Raw genomic sequence first — 24230 nt, 5'->3', positions numbered from 1 at the left:
AATGACTGACGGAAGACGTCCAGATTGGTTTATGTTTGGCATCGCGGTTGCGCTGGCGTTGTTTGGCGCGATGATGGTGTTCAGTGCGTCTGCGATGTTCTCGCTAAAGGAGAGTGAATCGGCGACGCAGTACACGTACTTCTACAAGCAGATCGGTTTTACCGTGGCCGGGCTCGCGGCGATGTATCTCGTCAGCCGGCTGGATTATCACATTTTTCAGAGGACATGGGTCGTTTTTGGCATTTTGCTGCTGACGGTCGCCCTGCTGGTCGCGGTATTCGCATTCCCGGAGATAAATGGTGCTCGTAGATGGATCCGGTTCTCGGGATTCTCATTCCAGCCGTCTGAGCTTGCAAAGGTTGCGTTGCCGATCTTCCTGGCGTATTGGCTGACGAAGAAGGAAGACGCGGTCGGCAGCATCTCACAGGCGGTTGTCCCATGCTTGTTGTGCCTCGCCGTTCTGGGCGGCCTTGTGTTTGCTGAGAAGGACCTCGGAACGACACTCGTTTTGTGTGCTGTGTTCTCAGCCGTCTATTACTCAGCGGGTGCCCGGCTAGTACATATCGGTGCCGTTGCGGGTGCGATGTTCGTTGGCGGCGCCGCGTCGATCATCTTTGCTCCTTGGCGCGTAGCTCGTATGCTGGCGTTCCTTGACCCGTACAAGTATGCCGATGATGAAGGATACCAGGTAGTGCAATCGCTGTATGCGATAGGTTCCGGCGGAATGTTTGGTGAGGGATTCGCGCAAGGCAAGCAAAAGCTTTTTTACCTGCCGTATCCGTACTCTGATTTTATTTTCTCTGTCGTCGGTGAAGAGTTTGGCCTGATCGGGACGCTGGCGGTCGTCCTAGCCTTTGGACTACTGCTCTGGCGCGGGAGCCGTGCTGCAGTGATGGCTCCGGACCGGTTTGGAATGCTGCTTGGCATTGGTGTGATCACCGGCATCATCATGCAGGCACTGTTCAATATCAGCGTCGTGACATCGATATTGCCGGCTAAGGGCATTCCGCTGCCGTTCATCTCCTATGGCGGATCATCGATCGTTGTCTCGCTGATCGGTGTAGGCGTGCTGCTGAGCATATCCAGGTTTGCCGGTGCTGAGGCGCCGGTTGCGCGTCGTCCGGCCGTGCGTCGTGTCAAAGCAAGGGCCGCAGGAGCGTGATGAAAGTACTGATCGCGGCCGGCGGGACCGGCGGACATATTTATCCGGGCATCGCCGTCGCAAATGAGATCATGCGACGAGACGAGACGAGCGAGGTGCTCTTTGTGGGCACGGCGCGCGGCCTAGAGAAGCGGATAGTTCCCGAGAACGGCTTTCAACTGTCGCTGATAAACAGCGCGGGCCTTAAGAACGTTGGGCTCATGGGCAAGATCAAGGGACTGTCAGTGCTGCCGCGAAGCATCCTCGAAGCGCGTCGGATCATTAGACAGTTTCGCCCGCACGTGGTCGTCGGTGCCGGCGGGTATGTTTCAGGGCCGGTCTTGCTGATGGCGGCGATAATGGGCGTGCCGACGCTGGTCATGGACTCGAACGCGCTGCCGGGCTTCACAAACCGCCAATTGGCTCGGTTCGTTGAGAAGGCGGCACTGACATTTGATGAGGCATTGCCGTTTTTTGGGAAGAAGGGCGTCGTCACGGGCAATCCTGTGCGGCAGGAGTTTTTTGAGATACCGACAAAGGAACGCTCTGATGAGTTTCACTTACTGATCTTTGGCGGATCGCAAGGAGCGAGAGCGATCAATAATGCGATGTCCGAGGCATTGACGCAGCTTCGAGACCTTGGCGGACGCTTGACGATCACCCATCAGACCGGTGAACACGATTTTGACACCGTCCGGGCCGCATATGCTGAGTCGGCCTTTGCCAGCGCTGACGTGCGGCCGTTCATTTCGGATATCTTTATCGAGTTTGGCAAAGCCGACGTGATCATTTGCCGAGCGGGAGCCACGACCTGCGCCGAGATAGCGGCGGCCGGAAGGGCGGCGATCATGGTGCCATTTCCCGGGGCTGCTGACGACCATCAGCGCAAGAATGCCGAGGCATTGGAACATGCTGGTGCGGTTAGGATGTTATTGCAAACGGAGTTGACGGCTGATTCGCTTGCAAGTGAGTTGCGTGGTCTGATCGAGTCGCCGGAGCGCGTTAGCAAGATGGCCGATGCAGCAAGGAAACTTGGACGGCCTGACGCAGCGGCGGCGACCGTGGACCTGATAGAGGAACTAAAGAGCAATGTTTAGGCACGTAAAGCGAATACATTTTATCGGCATCGGCGGTATCGGAATGAGCGGTATTGCGGAGGTGCTGTGCAATCTTGGCTTTATCGTGACCGGTTCGGATGTCAGGAGAGGTAAGAATACCGAACGTCTGGAAACGCTCTTTAGCATCGGCATCGCAGAGGGCCATCGGGCCGAGAATGTCGGTGCAGCGGAGGTCGTCGTCTATTCGTCGGCCGTAAAGGAAGACAACCCTGAGGTCGTTGAGGCAAAGGAGCGAGGCATTCCAGTGATCCCTCGGGCCGAGATGTTGGCCGAACTGATGACCCTCAGGCCTTACGCTGTTGCGGTGTCAGGCACGCACGGTAAGACGTCGACGACCTCGATGATCGCCACTGTGCTCGGGCACGCAGGTATTGACCCGACGACCGTCGTCGGCGGTGTCGTCGATACTCTCGGGTCAAATGCCCGACTCGGCCAGTCTGACTGGTTTGTGACAGAGGCCGACGAAAGCGACAGGTCGTTCCTAATGCTGTATCCGACGATCGCCGTCGTGACGAACATCGATAAGGAGCACATGGAGTCCTACCGGAATATGGACGATGTCGTTCAGTGCTTCACGGATTTCGTCAATAAGGTGCCATTCTATGGGGCGGCGATCATCTGCCTCGATAACCAGAATGTGCAGAGCATCATCCCAAACATCAGGCGTCGCCGGATCACCTACGGGCTGAGCGAGCAGGCTGATCTTTCCGCAAAGGACATCGGCTATAACGACACGTTCGGTTCGCGATTTACGGTCGTCCATCGCGGTGATGTGCTCGGTGAGATATCGCTGCCTGTGCCAGGTAAACATAATGTTTACAATGCCTTGGCGGCGACGGCCGTCGCGATGGAGTTGGAGGTGCCGTTCAGCAAGATCGTGGAGGCGTTTGCCGGATTCAAGAACGCGAACCGACGATTTCAGTTCAAAGGCGAGGCCAGAGGCGTTTCGGTCGTCGATGACTACGGCCATCACCCGACTGAGATCGTCGCAACACTCGACGCGGCCAGAAACAGCGCCGCGGGCCGGCGGATCGTCGTAGTATTCCAGCCGCATCGGTATTCGCGAACGAGAGAACTGATGGACGAATTTGCCGTGTCGTTCAATAACGCCGATGTCCTGTATTTGGTCGACATCTATGCCGCCAGCGAAAAGCCGATCGGGGGCATAACAGCCGAGGCCCTGGCGAATAACATTGAGAAAAGTGGGCATAAGGGTGTCTCTTATATCGGGCCAGTCGAGGGGGCGGCTGATATGGTCGTACCTGCCCTGCGACCTGGCGACCTGGTTATCACGCTCGGTGCCGGGAGCGTGACGCGGCTGTCGGACGAGATCGTCGTAAAGTTGCAAGAGTAAGTGGCAAAGAAGAAGGGAAGCACAAACAGAAGGAAGAGTGCGGCCGTTCGAGTCCGCAGTGGCCGCAGTGCGGCGTCTTCGCGAACATCGGCAAGCCCGGGTCGTGTGTTCATTCCGTTGGCCCTAAGCAGTGTGTTACTGCTCTGTATTGGAGCTGTCGCTGCTGTCTTTTATCAGACTGCGGCAGGCTCACCGTTCTTTAAGGTCCGAAACATCGATATACGGGGCAACATTCGTACGTCGACCGAAGATATTCGGCGGGTCGTGGCGGCTGATACCGAGAAGACAGGTGTTTGGAACAGCGACATTGCTGCGATCAAGGCGAAGCTTGAAAAATTTCCGTTCGTACGGTCAGCGTCCCTGTCGCGAGAACTACCGGCCGGGATCCGAGTTGATGTCACGGAACGAGTGCCTGCAGCGATCGTTAGGCTTAAGGCCGGTGACCATCTGGTCGATACGGAAGGGATGATCCTTGTTCCGGCCGGGGGCGAGAAGGATCTGCCATTTGCTCTGATCGGCTGGGATGAGGCCAAGAGTGAAAAGGCGCAGAACGATAATCTGGCGCGGCTCAAACTCTATGCAAAGATGGTCGAAGAATGGCGGCAATTTGATCTGGCGTCGCGCGTCAAGGTGGTCGATCTCACAAATGTTCGCGAGCCGTCCGCGACGATCGAAGACTCCGGTCGGGCGATAGCGGTCTTTGTCGCAAAAGACAATCTGGGCAAGAGTCTGCGTTCGGCGATCGAAGCCGTTGCGGGCAAAGGATCAAAGGTTAGATCAGTGGATGCGGCCGGAATCTATCCGGTCATCCAGTACATCGAGTTTTAGCTATGTCTAACGAAATACAGGTCGTGGGCCTCGATATTGGCACGAGCAGCGTACGGTGCGTCGTCGGCGAATCGGCACCGAGCGGAAAGCTGAACATTGTCGGAATGGGTGAAGTTGAGTCGCGGGGAATGCGTCGCGGTGTTGTCACTTCGACGGAAGCTGTGGCCGAATCGATCCGCCGGGCCGTCGCCGAGGCCGAACGCGTAAGCGGTGTCGATATCGAATCGGCAGTCGTGAACCTGTCAGGCGAGCATCTGCGGGGCGAGAATAAGAACGGAGTCGTAGCCGTAGCCGGCCCTGACAAGGAGATCACCGACGAAGATGTCGAGCGTGCGATTGATTCGGCGTCGGCAATGCCGTTGACGCCGGGCTGGGAGATCATGGCACGCGTGCCGCAGGAATTTCTTGTTGACGGACAGGATGGCATTACGGAGCCGGTGGGCATGACGGGGGCGCGGCTTGAGGCCCTTGTGCATGTGGTTACGAGCCCCGGAGCAGGTCGCCAGAACCTGAAGAAGGCCGTAAGTCGGGCGGGTATTGACGTCGAACAAATGGTACTTGAGCCGTTGGCGGCAGCTGAGAGCGTATTGACACCGGAAGACAAAGAGTATGGCTGCGCGTTGGTCAATATGGGTTCCGAACTCACCAGCCTCATGATCTTTGGTCGTGGGGCGGTCCAGCATACGGCGATCTTTCCATTCGGCGGGATGCACTTCACCAAAGACATAGCGACAGGGTTGCGCGTTTCTATTCCTGAGGCTAACAAGATCAAGGAGGATCACGGCTGTGTTGCATCCTTTCTCCTGAATGAGGACCAACGACAACAGGCGATCGAGATCGTGCCATTTGGGCGAGAAGAAACCCGCACCCTGTCGAAGGAGATCCTCTGCGACATAATGCAGCCGCGCGCGGTTGAGTTATTGCAACATGTTGCCAGGGAAGTTTCGGGTGCGAAGGGCCAGATCTCGGGTGGCGTCTTTCTGACCGGTGGCGGCTCAGCCGTTCATGGCCTGGCCGAGATCGCCGAGCAGGTCTTTGACGCGCCAACGCGCGTCGGCACTCTCGAAGGATCATATTTTGGCGGCTTGGCCGACGAGATACCGGGCCCGGAATGGGCTGTGGCGGCCGGGTTGGCGCTCGGCGGAATGCGTGTTGAGTTGCGGGATGTCGGCGATTCTCGGTCGTCCGCTCGACGGGTTGCGGAATGGCTCGGAAACTTTCGCGACCGTTTCCGATAAACGCTTCGCGGCATTTGAAATCTACCGCAAATCGTTGTATGCTGTTCTCCCGTCAGCACAATATATTGTTAGTTTTAGTAGCCTACGAGGTCAATTTCTGGCCGCAAGTTTCGGTGATCTGTCATGACAAGTTCTATTACCATGGACGACCTGCAATTCAACCCGCGAATTAAAATGTTCATCGATGAGCCGCCAATAACTGGTGCACGGATCAAGGTGGTGGGTGTCGGTGGCGGCGGCGGTAACGCTGTCAACAGGATGATCGACGCCGGCATTAAGGGTGTCGAGTTCATCGTTGCCAACACTGACCTTCAGGCCTTGAATGCGTCAAAGGCCCCGATGAAGATACAGCTTGGGAGCAAGTCGACTCGCGGTCTCGGTGCCGGGTCGAATCCGGAGATCGGGCGACAGGCCGCCCTCGAAGATCACGAAAAACTCCTCGATGTGCTTGAAGGCTCGGACATGGTCTTTGTCACCGCCGGCCTCGGCGGCGGAACGGGAACGGGCGCGGCACCGGTGGTTGCGAGTCTCGCGATCGAGTTGGGTGCCTTGACCGTAGCGGTTGTGACGAAACCGTTTACGGTCGAGGGCAAGAAGAGGATGGCGCAGGCCGAGCAGGGAATTGCAGATCTTCGCGGCTGTGTCGATACGCTGCTGACGATCCCGAATTCCAAGCTTCGCGAGGTTGAAGAGAAGATCACGATCATGGAGGCATTCCGTCGCGCTGATGATGTGTTGCTCCAGGCGGTCCGTGGTATCACCGACCTGATCATTACGCCGGGCATAATCAATCTTGACTTTGCCGACGTGACGACCGTCATGCGTGGCAAGGGCGTCGCCCTAATGGGCATCGGGAAAGGCGAAGGCGAGGACGCAGCCTCAAAAGCGATGCGTGCCGCGCTTGATTACAAACTTCTCGAAGAAGCCTCGATCAAGGGAGCAAAGGCGGCTCTCATCAACGTCACCGGCGGCCCCGGAATGGTGCTCGGCGAGGTCGAAGACGCCATTGGTATGATCGAGACCGAGGCTGACGACCACGCGGACATCATCTGGGGCAGCGTGATCAAGGACGATATGGGCGACGAGATCCGTATCACGGTCATTGCGACAGGATTCGATTCCGCAATTGCCGTCCGGCCGCCGCAGCCGAAAGTGACGGAAACCCGTGCGGTCGCTACTCCACCGCATATGCCTATGAAAGCCTCGGATATTCTCCTGCCTGACGACCTTCAGCCTGTCGAGAATATCGACGTGCCGACCTTTATGCGGCGACAGGCAGACTGAATAAGTAATACGGATAGCTGATAACGGATAATGGCGAAGGGTTGCGGCTCTTCGCTATTTGCTTTTTATCGAGCATACTTTAGCTATGTCGGAGCTTCCGATCATTGGAATCACGCTCGGCGACGCTGCCGGCATCGGGCCTGAGATAACACTTAAGGCGGTCGCGGATGAGCGTGTCATTTCCGTGTGCCGCCCGCTTGTGATCGGAGATAGAGACTTTTTGTGTCGAACCGCTGAGGCATTTGGTTTGCCGGAGCTTTCTCGTATCCATGATCTCGAGAACCTCGCGGGTGAGGTTATCCCGGGCTCCAGCACCGCTGCGACAGGAAAGGCGGCCGGCGAGTATATTGAAACCGCTGTTGACCTGTGGCGTGACGGCCACATTGACGCTATCTGCACCGCGCCGATCAGCAAGCATTCGCTGGCTCTCGGCGGATATCATCATGTAGGCCATACCGAATTCCTTGCGGCTCTGACGAATACCGACGAGTTCAGGATGAGCTTTTTTGCCGACAAGCTTAGGGTGGTGCTGCTATCGACACATTTGCCACTGACAAGGGCGATTGAAAAAGTAACGACCGAGAATCTGGTCAAGCTCATCAATTTTACGGACCGATCACTCACGAAATTGCTTGGCCGCCGGCCGTCGATAGCCGTTGCGGGCCTCAATCCGCACGCTTCTGAGGACGGTATGTTTGGTTCGGAAGAAGCAGCCGAGATCACTCCGGCGGTCAAACGATCAAAGGCGAACGGTGTTGACGTTAGCGGCCCGTATTCGCCTGATACAATCTTCTTGCGCGGCTACAAAGGCGAGTTTGATGTTGTTGTTTCCCTCTATCACGATCAAGCGACTATCGCGGTGAAATCGTTATCGTTTGGCGAAGCGGTCAACGTTACGCTCGGTCTGCCGCTCATCCGTACGTCTGTCGATCATGGAACGGCGTTTGACATCGCGGGCAAAGGCATCGCTGACGAGTCAAGCATGGTCTCGGCGATTCGCTTGGCTGCGCAGTTAGCAAAACCCTCGCCCGCTACCGTCCGAATCTGATAAAATTATTGCTAACACCTGGTTCGGGACCGCTTGTGACTTAGGAAATTGGAAGAGATACGCCCAAAAATGCTGCTTGCCGATGCCTCAGCCTCGGTTCGTAAAGTCGTCGAACTCGCCTTCGCTGATGAGGGCATCGAAGTTTTTCCTACATCTGACGCCCAAGCTGCGATGCGCAAGTTTGTCGAGGTGCAGCCCAGCATCGTGCTGGTAGATGTCGAGTTGGAAGGTACGACCGGCTACCAGATATGCGACATGATCAAGCAGGACCAGTTGACGCAGGACATTCCAGTGTTATTGCTCGTTGGCTCATTTGTGCCATTTGATCATGATGAGGCTGAACGCGTCCGAGCCGATGGGTTCATGACGAAGCCATTCCAATCTATTCGCGATCTTGTGATCCGCGTCAATGAACTTCTTGGCCGTGAGGTCGGTGCGCCGGAGCTAACTCCAGTTGCGGTAGCGACCGGAGCAGAGACCGCTGACATTGAGGATCTGTATCGCGACAGCTTTGCGGTTTCTGCTGAAATTGAAGAGTTTGATACCCTCGACGATCTATTGGGCGATGCGGGAATGGATGACGAACTGATCGAGACAAGCAGGCCCACGGAGGCTGACGACGTACCGGAGTTCGTGCCGGTATCTGAGATCCAAACGGAGGAAGCATCCTTTCAACGGAAGCCGTTGGAATCGGCACACAGTGAACCATTACGGGAAGAGTCTGCGGCATTTACTCCAAGATTTGTATTTGAGGACACGTCAGTGCTCGCGCCTGGAAAAGAAGCGCAAATGCCGGCTTCAGCCCAAAGTATCGAGGAAGTGATCCGGGATCTCTCGCCCGAACTTGTGGATCGCATCGCGAACGTTGTAGTGGACAGACTTTCAGACCGCGTTATTCGCGAGGTAGCACAAGACGCCGTTCCGAGGATCGCTGAGAAGCTGATGCGCGAGGCTCTCGATGCCGAGAGCAAGCCGAAATAGACCCGGTTAGGAAGATATCGCAACGGTCGCCTGCAACAAGTGAAAGGCGGCCGTTTTTGTTTTAGAATTACGATTTACATTATGGAACTCGCAAAGGCCTACGAACCGAAACTGGCCGAGGAAAACCACTATAGACGGTGGGAAGAGAACGGCTTCTTTACGCCCGAGATCAATCAGGACGCGAATGCCGAGCCCTTTTCGATCATTATCCCGCCGCCCAACGTCACCGGCAGCCTGCACATGGGCCATGCGCTGCAGCACACGCTGATGGACGTGCTCATTCGCCGCAAGCGGATGCAGGGATACCGCACGCTTTGGCTGCCCGGCACGGACCACGCTGGCATTTCAGTCCAAAGAAAGGTGGTCGAGCAGCTTCGCCGGGACGAGAACAAAACCCCGATCGATATCGGCCGTGAGGAATTTATCCGCCGGTGTTGGCAATGGAGAGAGGCTTACGGCAATACCATTACCGAACAGATGCGTCGCGAAGGAGCGTCGGTCGACTGGTCGCGTCACCGGTTTACGATGGACGACAGCCTGTCGCTGGCCGTGCGTAATGTTTTCTGCACGCTGTACGACGAGGGTTGGATCTATCGCGGTCTGCGCATCGTCAACTGGTGCCCGAAGGACAAGACCGTGCTGTCCGATCTTGAGGTAAAAGAAGAAACGAAAAAGGACGGCAAACTCACATATCTCAAATATCCAATCGTCGGCATGGATCGCACGGTGACGGTAGCCACGACGCGGCCAGAGACGATGCTTGGCGACACGGCCGTGGCGGTCAATCCGTCGGATGATCGTTACAAAGATATGATCGGCAAGTTTGTCGCTTTGCCGCTGACAAACCGCGAGATTCCCATTGTTGCCGACGAGTATGTCGAGGCCGAGTTCGGCACCGGGGCCGTTAAGGTCACGCCCGCTCATGACCCGAACGATTACCAGATCGGCCAGCGGCACGACCTCGAGCAGCTTCTCGTGATGAACGATGACGGTACGATGAATGCCACGGCGGGCGCGGAATTCGATGGAATGGACCGTTTTGCTGCCCGTGAAAAGGTTGTCACGATGTTTGACGAGCTTGGCCTGCTCGAGAAGGTAGAGGATTACGAACAGTCGCTGCCGTTGTGCGAGCGGTGCAAGACCATCGTCGAGCCGATCTTGTCAGAGCAGTGGTTCGTCAAGATGGACGAGATGCGCGACCTGGCCCTCGACCTGATGCGGACGGAGGGCGTACCGCACTTCTCGCCGCAGGTGCCGCACGAGAAGGTTTACACCGGGTGGCTCGAAAACCTCAAAGACTGGACGATCTCGCGCCAACTCTGGTGGGGCCACCAAATACCGGCCTGGTATGACGACGACGGCAATGTCTACGTCGCGACGACCGAGCAGGAAGCAGTCGCGAAAGCCGGCGGCAAGATGTTGCGGCAGGACCAGGACGTTCTCGACACGTGGTTCTCGTCGGGCCTTTGGGCGTTTTCGACGTTCGGGTGGAACGGTGACATTACTGAGACCGACGACCTGAACGAATTCCTGCCGACCGATGTATTGGTCACCGGCCGCGACATTATTTTCTTGTGGGTCTCGCGGATGATCATGCTGACGCGCAAATTCACGGGGAAGAATGCCTTTGAGGATGTCGTCGTGACCGGAACCGTGCTCGGCAAGGACGGCAAACCTATGTCCAAGTCGCGCAATAACGGCGTCGATCCGATCGAGATGTTCGATAGGTTCGGCGTTGACGCGACGCGGATCTACTTGGCCAGTATCGCCACGGGAGCGGACATCAAGTGGAACGACCTGCTCATTGAGACGTACCGCAACTTTGCCAACAAGATCTGGAACGCCACCCGCTTTTGCCTGATGAATAGCGAAGGCGCACGCGTCGACCATTCGAGCCTGATGGGGCGTGACGGCCTGGCGATCGCCGACCGGTGGATCATCTCACGCCTAAACCGCACGGCCCTCGATCTAAACTTGGCCCTCGATAAATATGAATTCCACACGGCCGTCTCGCTGATGTACCACTTCTTCTGGGACGATTTCTGCGATTGGTATATCGAGCTCAAGAAGGACGAGATCAACGCCGGTGACGTTGAGGCGACGACGCGGATCGTGACGATCCTCGAGATCGCGTTGCGCATGCTGCATCCCTTTATGCCGTATCTGACCGAGGAATTATGGCTCAAGCTGCCGGGCACGTCCGCGGAATTGAATCATCCCGCATACTCAAATGCCGACGCCAGTATAATGCTGACCAAATTTCCGCCGGGCGGCGCAGCGGCCATCGACGAACCGGCTGAAGCCGAGATGTCGGCGGTGATCGACGTCATCAAACGCGTACGCAACATCCGCACCGAGATGCAGATCTCGCCGTCGATCAAATTCGAAATGCATATAGCGGCCGGGGTTGAATTTCAGCAGGTCTTCCGCGACAACGAAGCGCAGATCCTGAAACTCGCCCGTGCCGAAAAGCTTGTCATCGCCTCCGAACTCGACGTCCCGAAAGCATCCGCGAAGGCCGTCACATCCGACGCCCGCGTCGCCGTCCCGCTCGAAGGCCTGATCGACTTCGAAAAAGAGCGCGTGCGGCTCTCGACGCAGATCGCGAAACTGAACGAGGAAAAATCACGCCTCGACGGCCAGCTCGCAAACGCAAACTTCATCGAGCGCGCACCCGCGGAGAAGGTCGAGGCTCTGCGCGAACGGCAAGCCGAACTGACCGCACAGATAGAAACGCTCCAGGCGAATCTCGACGCTCTAAATTAAGACGCGGAAGCGAACGCGTCGCTTCCGCACTTTCTGTTGGTTCGAGGCGGACGTTACTTGTCGTCGTCCTCTTCGCCTGCCTCTTCCTTCTTTTTCTTGTCATCCGCCTTCGAGTTTGAGCCGCCTTCGATGGTGATGGCGACGGATTTGGCATCTTTCTTTTCGCCTTTTTCATCAAGCATTTCGGCGTGGAGGGTGTATTTGCCGCCGGGGACGCTCGCGGGCAGCGGTAGCGTGTAGGTCGCGGTGCCGTTGCGGGGCAGATCGACCTTTACGTCGGTGGTGATCGTTTCGCCTTTGTCGTCATCGACGCGGAACTTGGTCGTCGTCTTTGAGCTTCCGCCGATCTCAGCGATGGCGTACAGCGTCTCGCCGGCTTTGAACGTCGTCGATTCCGTTTTTCCGTCCTTGTCCTTTGACGTCTTTAGGCTCGTCAGCTTCGCCTCGCCGATGCTGCACTCCCACGCCGCTGTCATCAGCACCAACACCACGATAACGAGTCCGAATGTATTCTTCACTTAAGTTTCTCCTTACTTGTATTTGAACCGTCTGGGATTTGCGATTGAGAATACGCTTGCCGTCGGCCTAAGTCAATTCAGCCCTTCATCCCGGCACGAAACTGCCGTGGAAGCAGATGCGTGAGGGTCTTACCTTCTTGAATTAGTTCAGTATGGAAGTTGGGTTCGAAATCTTGTCCAAGTTGATGCAGGAGAAAAAAGGTAAGTAGAGCCAGCAGATGTTCGCGTGAAGCAATCTCAGTAGGCAACTCGATCTTGATCTCGGTGAGAGTGCGACCCGTATGATGCGTTCCCCAAACATTCACGACCGGAACGAATCGAGCGTTCAAGCCGGATCCCGCCTGTAGATAGAGATTGCCAAGGTCGAGTGCAAGGAGAAAATCACCATTTGGCAGAAATGGGTCTTCGTGCTCAAAGCCCAATTCCGAAAGCATGAAGAAACTGTTAAGTTGTTGACTATCCACCCTCACGAGCTTTCCCATTCTAGGAATCATGATTTGAGTATGTTCGGCGAGTTTCTCACAGCCGTCGTAAACTTGGATTGTTATTGCATATCGCACAGAATCGTTTTCCGGGATACGCCCGGCGTCAATGAGCGAATTAACAACCGCTCTCGAGAGACTATCAGGAAAGCGATATCTAAGGTCGATCTCGTAAACGCCTATGCAACCCAGATACCGCTCGTTCGAGGTGTCGATTACATCAACGACGTCCCACCGTTCACCTTCGTGTCCTCTTGTCGGGTTACACTCGATACGGATCGGGATTTCGACGCTAGCTTGTGTAGGCATATTCTTTATAAGGCTCGGTCGTTTGGTTGCCCAAGCACCACTCTAATAGCGAGCATCAATGGGCTGAATAGTAACGCTATTCCCCGGAACTCGATACCGTTGAGCCAAGAAAGGCTACTCGGTAAGTCGGCGTAGAGTGTCTGTATTTCTACTGGACGATCACCTAATGGTACAGACATCCCGAGAGCCATCGCGACAAAACTAGCCGCGAAGAAAAGCGAGAGGAAGGCGATACAGTAGGCCGCAAACCGATTCTCTTGCCGGATCGGCTTTAGCAACAACTCCGTTATGCAAATCGCAAGAGCGCCTGTGCCAAAAAACATCAGCAGAAGGTGTCCAACGAAGGTCCCAACATCTCGGAATGATCCAGCTAAGTACATTCCGAGCAGAACCCCGGCAAAACCGAAAGCCAATGCGCGCATGCCTATCTCGTCATAAAGGCTTTGCAGCGTTTTTTTGAAGGCTTGGTTCATCGGTTCTTGATGCGCTACTTGCAACGTATTTGAGAGTACCCATTTCTGTCAAGAGCGAGTCACCCGCACCGATAACCACCGATCATATAATTCGTGTATCATCTAGCTCATGAATTGGCTCGAAAGTGCTGACGTGATGCGGGCGGTTGGGGATTTCCTGGCCGAGGACATTGGGCGCGGTGATATTACTACGACGGCGACGGTCCCGCACGACACGCGCGGGCTGGGGCGGTTTTTGGCGAAAGAGGACATCGTGCTGTGCGGCCTGATGGTGGCCGAGGCGGTGTTTGTTCATCTCGACCCCGAGGTTGACGAAATGGAAACATCGAGCGTTGACGGCGACGAGATCGCGTCGGGCACGGTGTTCGCGACATTAAAGGGCTACGCCGACGTGCTGCTCGTCGGCGAACGCACCGCGCTCAACCTGATACAGCGGATGAGCGGAATCGCTACACTGACCCGAGCATATGTGAAGGCAATTGAAGGAACACAAGCGCAGATTGTCGATACGCGAAAAACGACACCGGGCCTGCGAATGCTGGAGAAATATGCCGTTACTATTGGTGGGGGCAAGAACCACCGCATGGGCCTCGACGACGGTGTGCTGATCAAGGACAACCATATTACCCTCGCGGGAGGCATCACGGAGGCTGTGGCTGCCGCGAAAGCTTCCGTCGGCCACCTACACAAGATCGAGGTCGAGATAACCAATTGGGCACAGCTGAGAGAAGCCATTGAGGCCGGTGCTGAGATCGTGATGCTCGACAACCAAACCCCCGAAGAGGCCGCCAAGCTCGTCCAAATGGCCCGCGACCTCAACCCCAAGGTCATCATCGAGGCCTCCGGCGGCATGGACCTCGACCGGGTTCGTTCATTCGCCGAGGCCGGCGTCGATCTCATCTCGGTCGGCCGCATCACGCACTCCGCACGAGCGGTTGATATCTCATTCAAGATCCAAAACGCCTGAGGAAGCAGCCACATAGGCAAATAGGCACATGGTAAGGAATGGGTCAGGCCTGATGTCTAATGTGTTCTATGTTTCTATGTGGTTAGCCTTCAAAGGCAGGAAATAGATCAACCCAACCGAGATAACCAACGCGATCGTGCACGCTATGCCTCCTTCGATGCCGTAGCTGCCGCCGGTCAGCCACGCGGGGCCGCTGTCTATGGCGCGCAGTACCGGATCGGGACTAAACTCGGCGATGCCGCTGACATTGATACCAAAGATGGGGCCCTGCAGCCAGTTCCAGGCGAGATGAACGCCGAAGGGAAACCAAAGGTCACGTGTTTTGAAGTAGGCGGTCGCGAACCACGCCCCAGCCAGCAGCGTGTTTAAGATCGCTAGCGGGTCAGCCGATGGATTGTCATTATGGGCAAACGCAAAGAGCATCGAAGTTACTATGACGCCAAGCCACGAAAGTCGGGAGCGCGCGAAGGTCTGAAGGAAATAACCGCGAAACAATGTCTCTTCAGAAGCGGCCCCCGCGGCAAACACGGCCAATGTAGCCAATAATGTCCAGCCGATTGCAACCCCGGACGACGTGGTATTAATCGTAAAGGTCAGGCCCCTTCCAAGTAAGGCAACAAAGACAGCACTGATGAACGCCGCTCCGCCGACGGCTAGACCGACGACCAGATTCCTAAGCCACCTACCTGAGAACGTACAACCAAGCTCTCCGAATGGCACTCTTTCAAAGTAGCGTCCACAGAGCCAGCCGAGTACGATCGCGACGGCGGCCGCGATCGTAAATGTAACGAATAGCCGAAGAAGAGAGCCGCCGGGCGAGAATCGTCCGGCGATACCGAGGGATGCGAGGATGACACCGCCGGCAACGATGAGGTACGTGACGAGAAAGAGGGTAGCCCTCCAACCGCTCCGCACAATACCTTCGGAATCGATAAAAAGCCTCTGCATCGGTCTTGTTGTGGTGATTGTAGCCGACCGAGCGATGACTGCAAAGCCTGCTAAGCATTGTGCTAAACTGACTCAAGTGAACAGCAAAGAACGTGATCTACGTCGACGAAAGACACCCTGGGTGATCGGTACGCTGATGGCGACGGCGCTCGTATTAGGGGGCGTTCTGCAGATGTCGAACCTATGGAAATCGTTCTCGATCGAGACGGCCAACGACCTGATCCTGCTTTACGCCTTGATGGCGCTCAATTTTTTTGCACTCATCGTCTTTGCGTTCATCTTCCTTCGGAGCATCATCAAGCTCGTGCGCGAACGACGCACGTTCGCGCTCGGGGCGAAGATCAAAACTCGGCTACTGGCATATTTCTTCCTGGTTAGCCTGTTGCCGATTCTCGCGATGGCCTCGTTCTCATACTTGTTTATGAACCGGGCTCTGGACCGATGGTTCTCGCAGCTGCCGCAGCAGGTCATCCAACAGGCACGCAATGCAAACCAGCCTTCGATCGACAGTTCGCTCGCCGAACTGGACCGTTTGAACAGACAGCAACAGACGATTCGCCGTGTTGCGCTGTTGACGCTTGGCGTTATGACGTTTCTGCTGATCTTTGCGTCCTCATGGATCGCGTTTTATGTTGCTCGCGGCCTCACGACTCCGATTAAAGCCCTTGCGGAAGGTGCTGGCGAGATCGCGGCCGGGAACCTCGGACACAGGATCGACGTCCTCGCTGAGGATGAACTCGCCATACTTGTTGACGCTTTCAACGAGATGTCGGCAAGGCTTGAGGCAAATGCAACCGAGCTCGCCGAACGCCGACGTTATATCGAGACTGTTCTTGAAACTCTACCGACTGGTGTTGCGTCGCTCGATGAGCATGGTTGTGTAACTACGATGAACGATGCGGCAAGATCGATCCTGGCGGTTGGCGGCGTTGACACTGTCGGCCGGCCGATCGCAGACCTTGTCGACGAGCCAGCCTTTACGGTCATTTCGCGTCTCGCTACGAGGGCTCGGCGAACCGGTTCGGCGACAGAACAAGTGACGCTTGACCTTGAGGCCGAGCGGTCCGTGTCGATCACGACTTCAGCTTTACCGGGCGATGGCGGCGTAGTCCTGGTGATCGAGGATCTTTCCGAACTCTTGGCTGCTCAGCGGGCGACGGCATGGCAGGAGGTCGCTCGCCGAATGGCGCACGAGATCAAGAACCCACTTACACCGATCCAGTTGTCCGCCGAGCGTATTGCCAAGCGTTTCGATCGAAGCGGCCACGTCGAGGCCGGCGGTGGCAAACGGGTCAACGACAAGGGCCCGATCGCTGACGTCGTTAACGAGAGTACCGCGACTATCATTAGGGAGGTTAGTTCGCTTAAGGCGATGGTGGATGAGTTCTCACGCTTTGCCCGCCTACCCGAGACGGTTCTCCAGCCGGGCGATGTTAAGGGTGTGATCCGCGGGGCCGTAGCGTCAGTCGAGGGTAGATTTCCGGATGTTGACATCAGGTTTGCCGAAAACGGATCGTTGCCCGAGACACGGTGCGACGCCGAACAGATCAAACGCGTGTTTGTAAACCTGATCGACAATGCTGCAGAATCGTTTGACGGTTCAACGCGGGAGAAACGCGTCTATATAACGGCTCGTCACGACGTTGCCCGTGACCTGATCGTGGCCGAAGTCGCCGACAATGGCCGTGGTATCGCTGCGACTGATCTCCAGAAGCTCTTTCAGCCATATTTCTCGACGAAGGGGCGCGGAACCGGTCTCGGCCTAGCTATCGTTAAACGCATTATCACCGATCACCACGGTCGCATCTATGCAGCTCCAAACGAGCCCAACGGATCAAAGTTCATCATCGAATTACCGGTTGACTAGATGCACAACACGATCCTCATTGTCGATGACGAGCCGAGCATTCGCGACACGCTTCGCGGGGTGCTGTCGGACGAAGGCTTTGCGGTTGAGACGGTTGCGACGGGTGAGGAGTGTCTCGAAATGGCCGGCCCTGACACCTACGCGTGCGTCCTGCTCGATATCTGGCTCGGAGAAGGCATCGACGGTCTCGAAACGCTGCAAAGATTAAAAGAGGCTGGCTGCGACGCGGCGGTCGTAATGATCTCGGGCCACGGGAATATCGAGACGGCCGTTCGCTCGACCAAACTTGGAGCGTTCGATTTTATCGAAAAACCGCTCAGCCTCGAACACACCGTAGTCACCGTAAAGAACGCCGTTCGTCAGCGACAGCTCGAACTGGCAAACGCACAACTCCGTAGCGACCTCGCGGAGCAATACATAATGGTGGGTGAGTCGGTGGCGATGCGTGCCCTTCGAAAGCAGATCGCCGTCGTCGCACCGACCGATGGGCGTGTGCTGGTCTCGGGCGAGAGCGGCACGGGAAAGGAACTGGTCGCGCGCGCGATCCACGCACAGTCAAAGCGTGCGGCGTCGCCGTTCGTTGAGATAAACTCCGCCGCGATCCCTGAGGAGCTTGTCGAAAGCGAACTGTTCGGCCACGCAAAAGGAGCGTTCTCCGGGGCGACAAAGGCCAAGAAAGGGAAGTTCGAGGTGGCAGACGGCGCGACACTCTTTCTAGACGAGATTGGCGATATGTCCGCCGGCGTGCAGGCCAAGATGCTGCGAGTCCTCGAAGAACAGCGGTTTGAGCCGGTTGGCAGCAACGCACCCATCAACGTCGATGTTCGTGTCATTTCGGCTACGAATAAGCCGCTCGACAGCCTGATCGAGAATGGCAATTTTCGTCCCGACCTCTTTTACCGTCTAAATGTTATTCCGTTTCAGGTGCCGCCGCTGCGGGAACGGGTTGAAGATATTCCTGCCCTTGTCGAGCACTTTAATTTACGCTTTTCGGCGGATTACGGCCGTCCGCGAAAGGACTTTGCGGCAGATGCCCTTGACGCTCTGGCTGTCCACACCTGGCCGGGCAATGTTCGCGAGCTAAAGAACATCGTCGAACGCATCGTCATCATGACGCAAAGATCAGAGATCGCTGCGGCTGACTTGCCCCCATTCGACACTGCGGCCGACCTCGGAACCGCCCGGGCGGCGAGTTTTCGTTTCCCGTCGTTCAAGGACGCGACCGACGCCTACCAACGTGAGTTTATCCGGCACAAACTCGCCGAACACGACGGTAATGTCTCAAAGGCTGCCGAATCAATGGGCGTTGACCGCAGCCATCTGTATCGCAGAATGAGGAACTTAGGGCTAAAATAGACCCTCTTATATAGGAAAATAGCAATGACAAGGACTCTCGGATCGAGGATCGTATCGGGAACGGCCATCGCTGCGATCACACTGATATTGCTGACCGGCTGCCCCCTGCGGCCGGCGTCAAATGTTGAGACGCCGCCCGCGAAGAAGAGGGCCGGCGAACGTCGGGCAACATTCGTCGCGGCGGGCGACATGATGCTGTCACGCGGCGTTTCTGCGGCTATGGATCGTGCAGGCTCGGCTGATCTCCCGTTCCGTCCGCTTGCTGACCTGTTGGCGTCGAGCGACTTTAACTTCGCCAACCTAGAATGCCCGATCTCGGGCAACGATCGCATACGCGGAAAGGGACTTGTCTTTAACGCCCGTACGGATCAAGCCACGGTGCTGAAGAAATTCAATTTCAAGCTCGTGAACCTCGCCAACAACCACGCGATGGACCAGCGTGCTGACGGCCTTAGATTTACTCAAAAATACCTTGATGAACTCGGCATCGCCCACGTCGGCGTGGGCGGTGGCGGAAGGGAATGGGAACCGCAGATAGTTGAAGCAAACGGCGTGCGGTTAGCGTTTATTGGAGCGTCGTACGCGACGGTAAATGACAACGGCGCCACCCGTCCAAATGATCTCGTCGCCCGCATCGAGGACCGCGATCGGCTTGCTGCGGCCGTCAAAAAGGCGCAGTCGATCAGCGACCTAGTTGTCGTGACGATGCACGCCGGCGTCGAATACACTCGCAAACCACATCAGCCCCAGATCGATTTTGCCCACGCCGCCATAGATGCAGGGGCTGATATTGTCATAGGAGCACATCCGCACTGGATCCAGACCACGGAATGGTATCGCGACCGCCCGATCTTCTATTCGCTGGGCAATTTCATATTTGACCAACGCGACGCCGAGACCAAGAAAGGCCTTGTCCTCCGCGTCTCGACCGTCCTCACCGAGACCGCCGAGCGAGCCGCCATCGATCAAATCGAGCTAATCCCAATAATGATCGACGGCGTCACCCCTCGCAGAGCGAACGCCGCCGAAACAAACTCTATCCTCCGCAGTATTGGCCTCGACGAGTCAATAATGAGAGGAAGGTCTTAACGAATTTACTTCTTCACCGGGAAGCCGCGTTTGATCATCAGCGCATCGACATTGGGGTCGCGGCCGCGGAAGTTTCGGTACATTTGCGCTTGGTCGAGCGTGTTGCCAACCGAGAAGATATACTTCTTCAGTCTTGCGGCCACAGCCTTATCGTATGGGCCTTTGACCTCGGTAAATGCGCCGAAAGCGTCGGCCGTGAGCACGTCGGACCATAGATAGCTGTAATAGCCCGCCGAGTAACTGTCGCTTGAGAAAAGGTGTCCGAATTGGGGGAGCCGGTGGCGCATCACAATCTCGTGAGGCATACCCAGCGAGGCAAGCGTGTCCTTTTCGAATTGATCGATATTGATGTTGCTCGGATCGGCCAGATGTAATTTCATATCGACCAGCGCGCTGGACAGATATTCAGTCGTCCCGAACCCTTGGTTGAACGTCGCGGTCCGCTTCACCTTGTCCACCAGGGCCTGCGGGATGGGCTTGCCCGTTTCGTAGTGAAGGGCATATTTCTGCAACACTTCCGGCGTCGAGAGCCAGTGTTCGAGAAGCTGCGAAGGGAACTCGACAAAGTCCCTAGCGGTAGCCGTGCCAGACACTGACGGATATGTCACATTTGACGACAGCCCGTGCAGTGCGTGGCCGAACTCGTGGAACATCGTTGTTGCATCATCCCATGAGATCAGCACCGGCTCGCCGGGCTTTCCCTTAACAAAATTGGAGTTATTAGAGACGATCGTCGTAACATCACCATCAACGCGTGACTGGCTGCGGTAGGAGTTCATCCATGCACCGGACCGTTTGCCGTCACGGGCGTACGGGTCGAAATACCACAGGCCGATGTGCTTACCGGTGGTCTTGTCCTTGACCTCATAGACTGTCACGTCCGGGTGGAACACGGGCACGTCCTTGACCGGTGAAAAACTGAAATTGAATAATTCGCCGGCGACAAAAAACATCGCTTCGCGCATTTTGTCGAGTTGGAGATATGGCTTTATCTCGTTCTGGTCAAGGTCGAATTTTTCCTTGCGGACCTTCTCCATATAGTAGCGATAATCCCACGGCTCGATCTTGATGCCAGCTTTTTCTTTATCGGCAAGAGCCTGCATGTCGGCGACCTCTTCCTTGACGCGGGCCACGGCCGCAGGCCATACGCGCTCCATCAGGTTCATCGCGTTCTCAGGAGTCTTGGCCATCTGCGGTTCGAGTCGCCAGTGGGCGTGGGTCTTAAAGCCCAGCAATTTGGCACGCTCGGCGCGGAGCTTAAGTATCTCCTGGATGGTCGTGTTGTTGTCGCGAGCGTCGCCATTGTCGCCGCGATTGATGAACATCCGCCAAACCTTTTCGCGAAGATCACGATCGTCCGCATATGTCAGGAACGGGTCCACCGACGAACGTGTGTTGCGTATTACCCACGCGTTCTCGATCTTCTTCGACGCGGCCGCGGCGGCTGCTGAATCACGCAGAGATTGGGGCAGGCCGGCCAGTTCTGACTCGTCCTTGATAGTGACAAAAACCTGGCTCTCGTCACCCAGCAGATTCTGGCTAAACTTGGTAAAGAGGCCCGCAAGTGATTGATTTATCTGCGAAAGCCGCTCTTTTTGTTCTGGTCCCAGTTTAGCTCCCTGACGAACAAAGTTTGTGTAGTAAAGCCACGTCAGGCGATACCGCTCGCCCTTGGCCTTCTTGTTCTTGCTCTCGGCGTTGTAAACCGCCTCGATCCGCTTGAAGAGGGCGTCGTTCTGCGTGATCTTGTCATTGTGGGCCGCAAGCTTCGGGTCCATTTCAGTTTCGACGGCCGCGAACTCATCATTATTCATATTGCCGCCCCAGATGCCGTAGATCGTAGAAATGCGGTCAAGCATCGCTCCAGATCGTTCCATAGCGACGATCGTGTTATCAAATGTCGGTTTGGCGGGGTTGTTTGCAATGGAATCGATCTCTTTCAGGTTCTCGGCCATAGCCGTTTCGAGAGCAGGTTTGAAATCGGCGATCTTGACCTTATCGAACGGCGGCACACCGCCGTAAGGGCCGGTCCACTTTTCTGTAAGCGGATGTGTAGCCGAGGTGGGCGCTGAGGCCGCCGCCTTTTCAGAAAAGTTCTTCATTGCAAATACAAGGCCCGCCATTGCGAGCAAAAGCATACTGATAATTGAGCGAAATGACATGGCTTGAGAGTCTCCTCGTGAGATAGATGAATTTTGTGATTTTACGGATGCAGCAAATAAATGTTTCCGGCCGTTCGTCGTTGGGAGGCAAATGATAAAGGCGGCCGACAAGGCCGCCAGTTTATCCTAAATGGTACACCCGGCATGATTCGAACATGCGACCTCTTGATTCGTAGTCAAGCACTCTATCCAGCTGAGCTACGGGTGCACAAGCTGAATAGTAAGACTACAAACCACTGGCTCTTGTGTCAAGCATTTGGCCTCCGCCCCTCGCAAGATCCCCACGATCTGCTCTTCCGTATACTTTTTCCTCATTGCAAGAACCTTCCTCCATTCTATTTGATTCTTGCTTTCCACTTGGGGTAATTTTACGGGAGCAGGTCACTTTATTCGTCCCCCAGCTTGATGAGGTGAATCACGCCATGGCCCGCTTTGCTTCGGCCAATAAAGCGTTCGATCCCTCCTTCAAGATCTATAAAGATGCTTTTGCCTGCGATTTTCAACATCCTCGCGGGAGAGTTTGCCTCACCGTCAAAGCAAAATCTAATCTCATTCGTGGATTCGGTGCAGAACTGTAATTTCTGAAAAGTATTCTCAAGTCGATAGGCTACCCCGCTGTTAATTGGAAGCCGCGTCCCATCCGATGTCACAACGAAACCTCTGATTTGTACGGAATCAGCATTGCTCGTTGTTTTTAGCAAAGCGTCGGAGACATTTTTCAAACCAATCTCCATTATCTGAAGGTCAGGTGGTTGTGATCTTTTGGAATGGAATATCCGATATTTCCCTAAAATCGGAAAATTGTAGTAATCTCCAATTCCCGTCGCTGTGGCGTTTCTTGGAACAGGCGATCCTTTATCTTGCCCAAAACAAAAGATAATTTGAGCCACGACAATCAAGGTAAAAATGCGCCCACCTTTAATATTCATGAGTATTACCTAGAACCACTGTCTAAAACAGCTCTCTTCAACATGCCGTGAAATTTGCAGAGTGCCCCCACCTTTCGTCAACCCAAGGAAATAGACCGATCAGGCTGTCATCACGACGGACGGGGTCAGGCTTGATGTTATAAAGACGGTTTCTCCTGGTCGGTGGAGTAGTATCTTTTTGACGAAGAAATCTGCTCTTTGACAGGAGAAACCGCTATGACATTTTACATTGGAGTTGACTTTCATCCATACCAGCAAACGCTTTGTTGGTGTGATGAGGAGACGGGTGAGACAGGGGCTTTAAAGCTGTTTCACGACATTGAGAAGGTACGCGAGTATTACTCGTCGCTTGGGAAACAGGCCGTGATCGGGATCGAGGCATCGAGTCGATGCGGGTGGTTCGAGAGGATAGTCGCCGAGGCCGGTCATACGCTGCTCGTCGGCAATCCGGTTTCGATAAGGAAGACCGCACTTTCCCGGCACAAGAACGACCGGATCGACGCCGAGCACATGCTTTGGCTGCTGATGCGGAATGAGTTTCCGGCGATCTGGCGGCGACCAATACAGAGCACGGAGATACTCGACGTGATCAAGCTGAGATCGAGCCTGGTTGGGCAGCGGACACAGATCTACAACCGTCTGAGTGCCGTTGCCCGGGACATCGGAATGCCGAAGTCGCTGATGAGAACCGTCGCCGCCCAGAAGGTGATCAAGGAGGTGGATATGTGCGAGGCTTCGGCACTGTGCCGTGACCAGCTTTTCTCTACGCTTGAGCACCTCAAAGCGCGAATACTCGAGGTCGAGTCTTGGCTAAAGCAGAAAGCAACGGCAGACACCAAGGCACAGCTGCTGATGACCCAGAGGGGCGTCGGATATCTCACGGCCCTGATATTCGTTCACACGGTCGGCGATGTCACACGCTTCGACAAAGGAACCAAAGCAGTAACACGCTTTGCAGGTTACGATCCCGTCGAACGTTCCAGTGCCGAGAAGATACGCTTCGGGCGGATCAGCAAGGCAGGGCCGAGACTGCTTCGCTTTCATCTGGGCCAAGCCTCAGATAGCCGTTCGCTCGGATGCGAGACTGAACGCATTCTACAAACGGCTCTCAAAGAGGAAACCCAGGGCTGTGGCCAAAACGGCCACTGCCCGCAAACTTCTGGTCAAACTCTCGATAATGCTTCGTGACTCGATCACGGCAGAAGAGTTCGACCTGCGTGGACGCACAGTTGGCAATGCTCGAAAGAATCGCATGGTCCGAAATGACCGTGACCTGATAGAGCCAAGCCAACCTTGCCTTGCTTGACCGCCGGCAAAGTGCGAAACGAAACATCATGGGTATTGAGGCAGTGAGAAACACTGCCTCGCTAAC

Annotated in this window: 20 protein-coding genes and 1 tRNA gene; 14 read left to right on the top strand and 7 right to left on the bottom strand. The window is 55.7% G+C overall.

Translation table 11 applies throughout. The annotated features are described in order from the left end of the window. The first annotated feature begins 1 nt into the window (after position 1). The 9 genes from ftsW to IPM59_11885 all read left to right on the top strand — a co-directional run bounded on the left by ftsW (position 2) and on the right by IPM59_11885 (position 11758). Positions 2-1162, top strand: a complete 1161-nt coding sequence (ftsW, locus tag IPM59_11925) for a putative lipid II flippase FtsW (GenBank protein MBK9216284.1) — start codon at positions 2-4, stop codon at positions 1160-1162. Beyond that, complete coding sequence (murG, locus tag IPM59_11920) at positions 1162-2238, top strand: undecaprenyldiphospho-muramoylpentapeptide beta-N-acetylglucosaminyltransferase (protein MBK9216283.1); 1077 nt, start codon at positions 1162-1164, stop codon at positions 2236-2238. The genes ftsW and murG overlap by 1 nt, the downstream gene beginning before the upstream one ends. Beyond that, a complete protein-coding gene (locus tag IPM59_11915) occupies positions 2231-3613 on the top strand; it encodes a UDP-N-acetylmuramate--L-alanine ligase (protein MBK9216282.1) in 1383 nt (460 codons plus the stop codon). The genes murG and IPM59_11915 overlap by 8 nt, the downstream gene beginning before the upstream one ends. Next, complete coding sequence (locus tag IPM59_11910; protein MBK9216281.1) at positions 3614-4441, top strand: FtsQ-type POTRA domain-containing protein; 828 nt, start codon at positions 3614-3616, stop codon at positions 4439-4441. A 2-nt stretch (positions 4442-4443) separates the two neighbouring features. Continuing rightward, positions 4444-5679, top strand: coding sequence for a cell division protein FtsA (gene ftsA / locus IPM59_11905; protein MBK9216280.1), 1236 nt, complete (start codon positions 4444-4446; stop codon positions 5677-5679). Positions 5680-5853: 174 nt separating this feature from the next. Next, positions 5854-6963 (top strand): cell division protein FtsZ, encoded by a 1110-nt coding sequence (gene ftsZ / locus IPM59_11900; GenBank protein MBK9216279.1) that lies wholly within the window; start codon positions 5854-5856, stop codon positions 6961-6963. A gap of 85 nt (positions 6964-7048) precedes the next feature. After that, positions 7049-8011 (top strand): 4-hydroxythreonine-4-phosphate dehydrogenase PdxA, encoded by a 963-nt coding sequence (gene pdxA / locus IPM59_11895; protein MBK9216278.1) that lies wholly within the window; start codon positions 7049-7051, stop codon positions 8009-8011. A 48-nt stretch (positions 8012-8059) separates the two neighbouring features. Then, positions 8060-8992: a response regulator gene (locus tag IPM59_11890; GenBank protein MBK9216277.1), complete on the top strand. Its 933-nt coding sequence runs from the start codon at positions 8060-8062 to the stop codon at positions 8990-8992. A 72-nt stretch (positions 8993-9064) separates the two neighbouring features. Beyond that, the gene (locus IPM59_11885) at positions 9065-11758 is read left to right on the top strand and encodes a valine--tRNA ligase (protein ID MBK9216276.1); all 2694 of its coding nucleotides are present in this window, start codon (positions 9065-9067) and stop codon (positions 11756-11758) included. 53 nt (positions 11759-11811) lie between these two features. On the opposite strand, the gene IPM59_11880 is transcribed toward IPM59_11885, so the two are convergent. The 3 genes from IPM59_11880 to IPM59_11870 form a co-directional block, all read right to left on the bottom strand. Then, positions 11812-12276, bottom strand: coding sequence for a hypothetical protein (locus tag IPM59_11880; GenBank protein ID MBK9216275.1), 465 nt, complete (start codon positions 12274-12276; stop codon positions 11812-11814). Between the two features lie 77 nt (positions 12277-12353). After that, positions 12354-12836: a hypothetical protein gene (locus tag IPM59_11875; GenBank protein MBK9216274.1), complete on the bottom strand. Its 483-nt coding sequence runs from the start codon at positions 12834-12836 to the stop codon at positions 12354-12356. 236 nt (positions 12837-13072) lie between these two features. Next, positions 13073-13540, bottom strand: a complete 468-nt coding sequence (locus IPM59_11870) for a hypothetical protein (protein MBK9216273.1) — start codon at positions 13538-13540, stop codon at positions 13073-13075. Positions 13541-13649: 109 nt separating this feature from the next. Between IPM59_11870 and nadC the strand changes: the two genes are divergently transcribed. Further along, positions 13650-14507: a carboxylating nicotinate-nucleotide diphosphorylase gene (gene nadC / locus IPM59_11865; protein ID MBK9216272.1), complete on the top strand. Its 858-nt coding sequence runs from the start codon at positions 13650-13652 to the stop codon at positions 14505-14507. A gap of 66 nt (positions 14508-14573) precedes the next feature. Here the strand turns inward: nadC and IPM59_11860 are convergent, their stop codons facing one another. Next, the gene (locus tag IPM59_11860) at positions 14574-15455 is read right to left on the bottom strand and encodes a CPBP family intramembrane metalloprotease (GenBank protein MBK9216271.1); all 882 of its coding nucleotides are present in this window, start codon (positions 15453-15455) and stop codon (positions 14574-14576) included. Positions 15456-15531: 76 nt separating this feature from the next. On the opposite strand from IPM59_11860, the gene IPM59_11855 reads away from it, so the two are divergent. Genes IPM59_11855 through IPM59_11845 form a run of 3 tightly spaced genes read left to right on the top strand, consistent with a single transcriptional unit; the run spans position 15532 to position 19767 of the window. Further along, entirely contained in the window at positions 15532-17322 is a 1791-nt protein-coding gene (locus tag IPM59_11855) for a HAMP domain-containing protein (protein MBK9216270.1), read from the top strand. After that, entirely contained in the window at positions 17323-18678 is a 1356-nt protein-coding gene (locus tag IPM59_11850) for a sigma-54-dependent Fis family transcriptional regulator (GenBank protein MBK9216269.1), read from the top strand. Positions 18679-18702: 24 nt separating this feature from the next. Continuing rightward, entirely contained in the window at positions 18703-19767 is a 1065-nt protein-coding gene (locus tag IPM59_11845) for a CapA family protein (GenBank protein MBK9216268.1), read from the top strand. Positions 19768-19772: 5 nt separating this feature from the next. Here the strand turns inward: IPM59_11845 and IPM59_11840 are convergent, their stop codons facing one another. The 3 genes from IPM59_11840 to IPM59_11830 all read right to left on the bottom strand — a co-directional run bounded on the left by IPM59_11840 (position 19773) and on the right by IPM59_11830 (position 22858). Next, positions 19773-21905, bottom strand: a complete 2133-nt coding sequence (locus tag IPM59_11840; GenBank protein MBK9216267.1) for a M3 family metallopeptidase — start codon at positions 21903-21905, stop codon at positions 19773-19775. Positions 21906-22060: 155 nt separating this feature from the next. Next, a tRNA-Arg gene (locus IPM59_11835) sits at positions 22061-22137 on the bottom strand. A 178-nt stretch (positions 22138-22315) separates the two neighbouring features. Further along, the gene (locus IPM59_11830) at positions 22316-22858 is read right to left on the bottom strand and encodes a hypothetical protein (protein MBK9216266.1); all 543 of its coding nucleotides are present in this window, start codon (positions 22856-22858) and stop codon (positions 22316-22318) included. Positions 22859-23074: 216 nt separating this feature from the next. Between IPM59_11830 and IPM59_11825 the strand changes: the two genes are divergently transcribed. Beyond that, complete coding sequence (locus IPM59_11825) at positions 23075-24046, top strand: IS110 family transposase (GenBank protein MBK9216265.1); 972 nt, start codon at positions 23075-23077, stop codon at positions 24044-24046. The last annotated feature ends 184 nt before the right edge of the window (positions 24047-24230 follow it).

Source organism: Chloracidobacterium sp., assembly GCA_016715795.1.
In the GTDB taxonomy this organism is placed as follows: domain Bacteria; phylum Acidobacteriota; class Blastocatellia; order Pyrinomonadales; family Pyrinomonadaceae; genus OLB17.
The sequence above is the reverse complement of the archived record's forward strand: the minus strand, read 5'-3'. Positions and strand labels throughout refer to the sequence as shown.

Coding starts and splice junctions, on each gene's coding strand:
- ftsW (MBK9216284.1), top strand. CDS start 2: ATGACTGACGGAAGACGTCCAGATTGGTTTATGTTTGGCATCGCGGTT.
- murG (MBK9216283.1), top strand. CDS start 1,162: ATGAAAGTACTGATCGCGGCCGGCGGGACCGGCGGACATATTTATCCG.
- IPM59_11915 (MBK9216282.1), top strand. CDS start 2,231: ATGTTTAGGCACGTAAAGCGAATACATTTTATCGGCATCGGCGGTATC.
- ftsA (MBK9216280.1), top strand. CDS start 4,444: ATGTCTAACGAAATACAGGTCGTGGGCCTCGATATTGGCACGAGCAGC.
- ftsZ (MBK9216279.1), top strand. CDS start 5,854: ATGTTCATCGATGAGCCGCCAATAACTGGTGCACGGATCAAGGTGGTG.
- pdxA (MBK9216278.1), top strand. CDS start 7,049: ATGTCGGAGCTTCCGATCATTGGAATCACGCTCGGCGACGCTGCCGGC.
- IPM59_11870 (MBK9216273.1), bottom strand. CDS start 13,540: ATGAACCAAGCCTTCAAAAAAACGCTGCAAAGCCTTTATGACGAGATA.
- nadC (MBK9216272.1), top strand. CDS start 13,650: ATGAATTGGCTCGAAAGTGCTGACGTGATGCGGGCGGTTGGGGATTTC.
- IPM59_11860 (MBK9216271.1), bottom strand. CDS start 15,455: ATGCAGAGGCTTTTTATCGATTCCGAAGGTATTGTGCGGAGCGGTTGG.
- IPM59_11850 (MBK9216269.1), top strand. CDS start 17,323: ATGCACAACACGATCCTCATTGTCGATGACGAGCCGAGCATTCGCGAC.
- IPM59_11845 (MBK9216268.1), top strand. CDS start 18,703: ATGACAAGGACTCTCGGATCGAGGATCGTATCGGGAACGGCCATCGCT.
- IPM59_11840 (MBK9216267.1), bottom strand. CDS start 21,905: ATGCTTTTGCTCGCAATGGCGGGCCTTGTATTTGCAATGAAGAACTTT.
- IPM59_11830 (MBK9216266.1), bottom strand. CDS start 22,858: ATGAATATTAAAGGTGGGCGCATTTTTACCTTGATTGTCGTGGCTCAA.
- IPM59_11825 (MBK9216265.1), top strand. CDS start 23,075: ATGACATTTTACATTGGAGTTGACTTTCATCCATACCAGCAAACGCTT.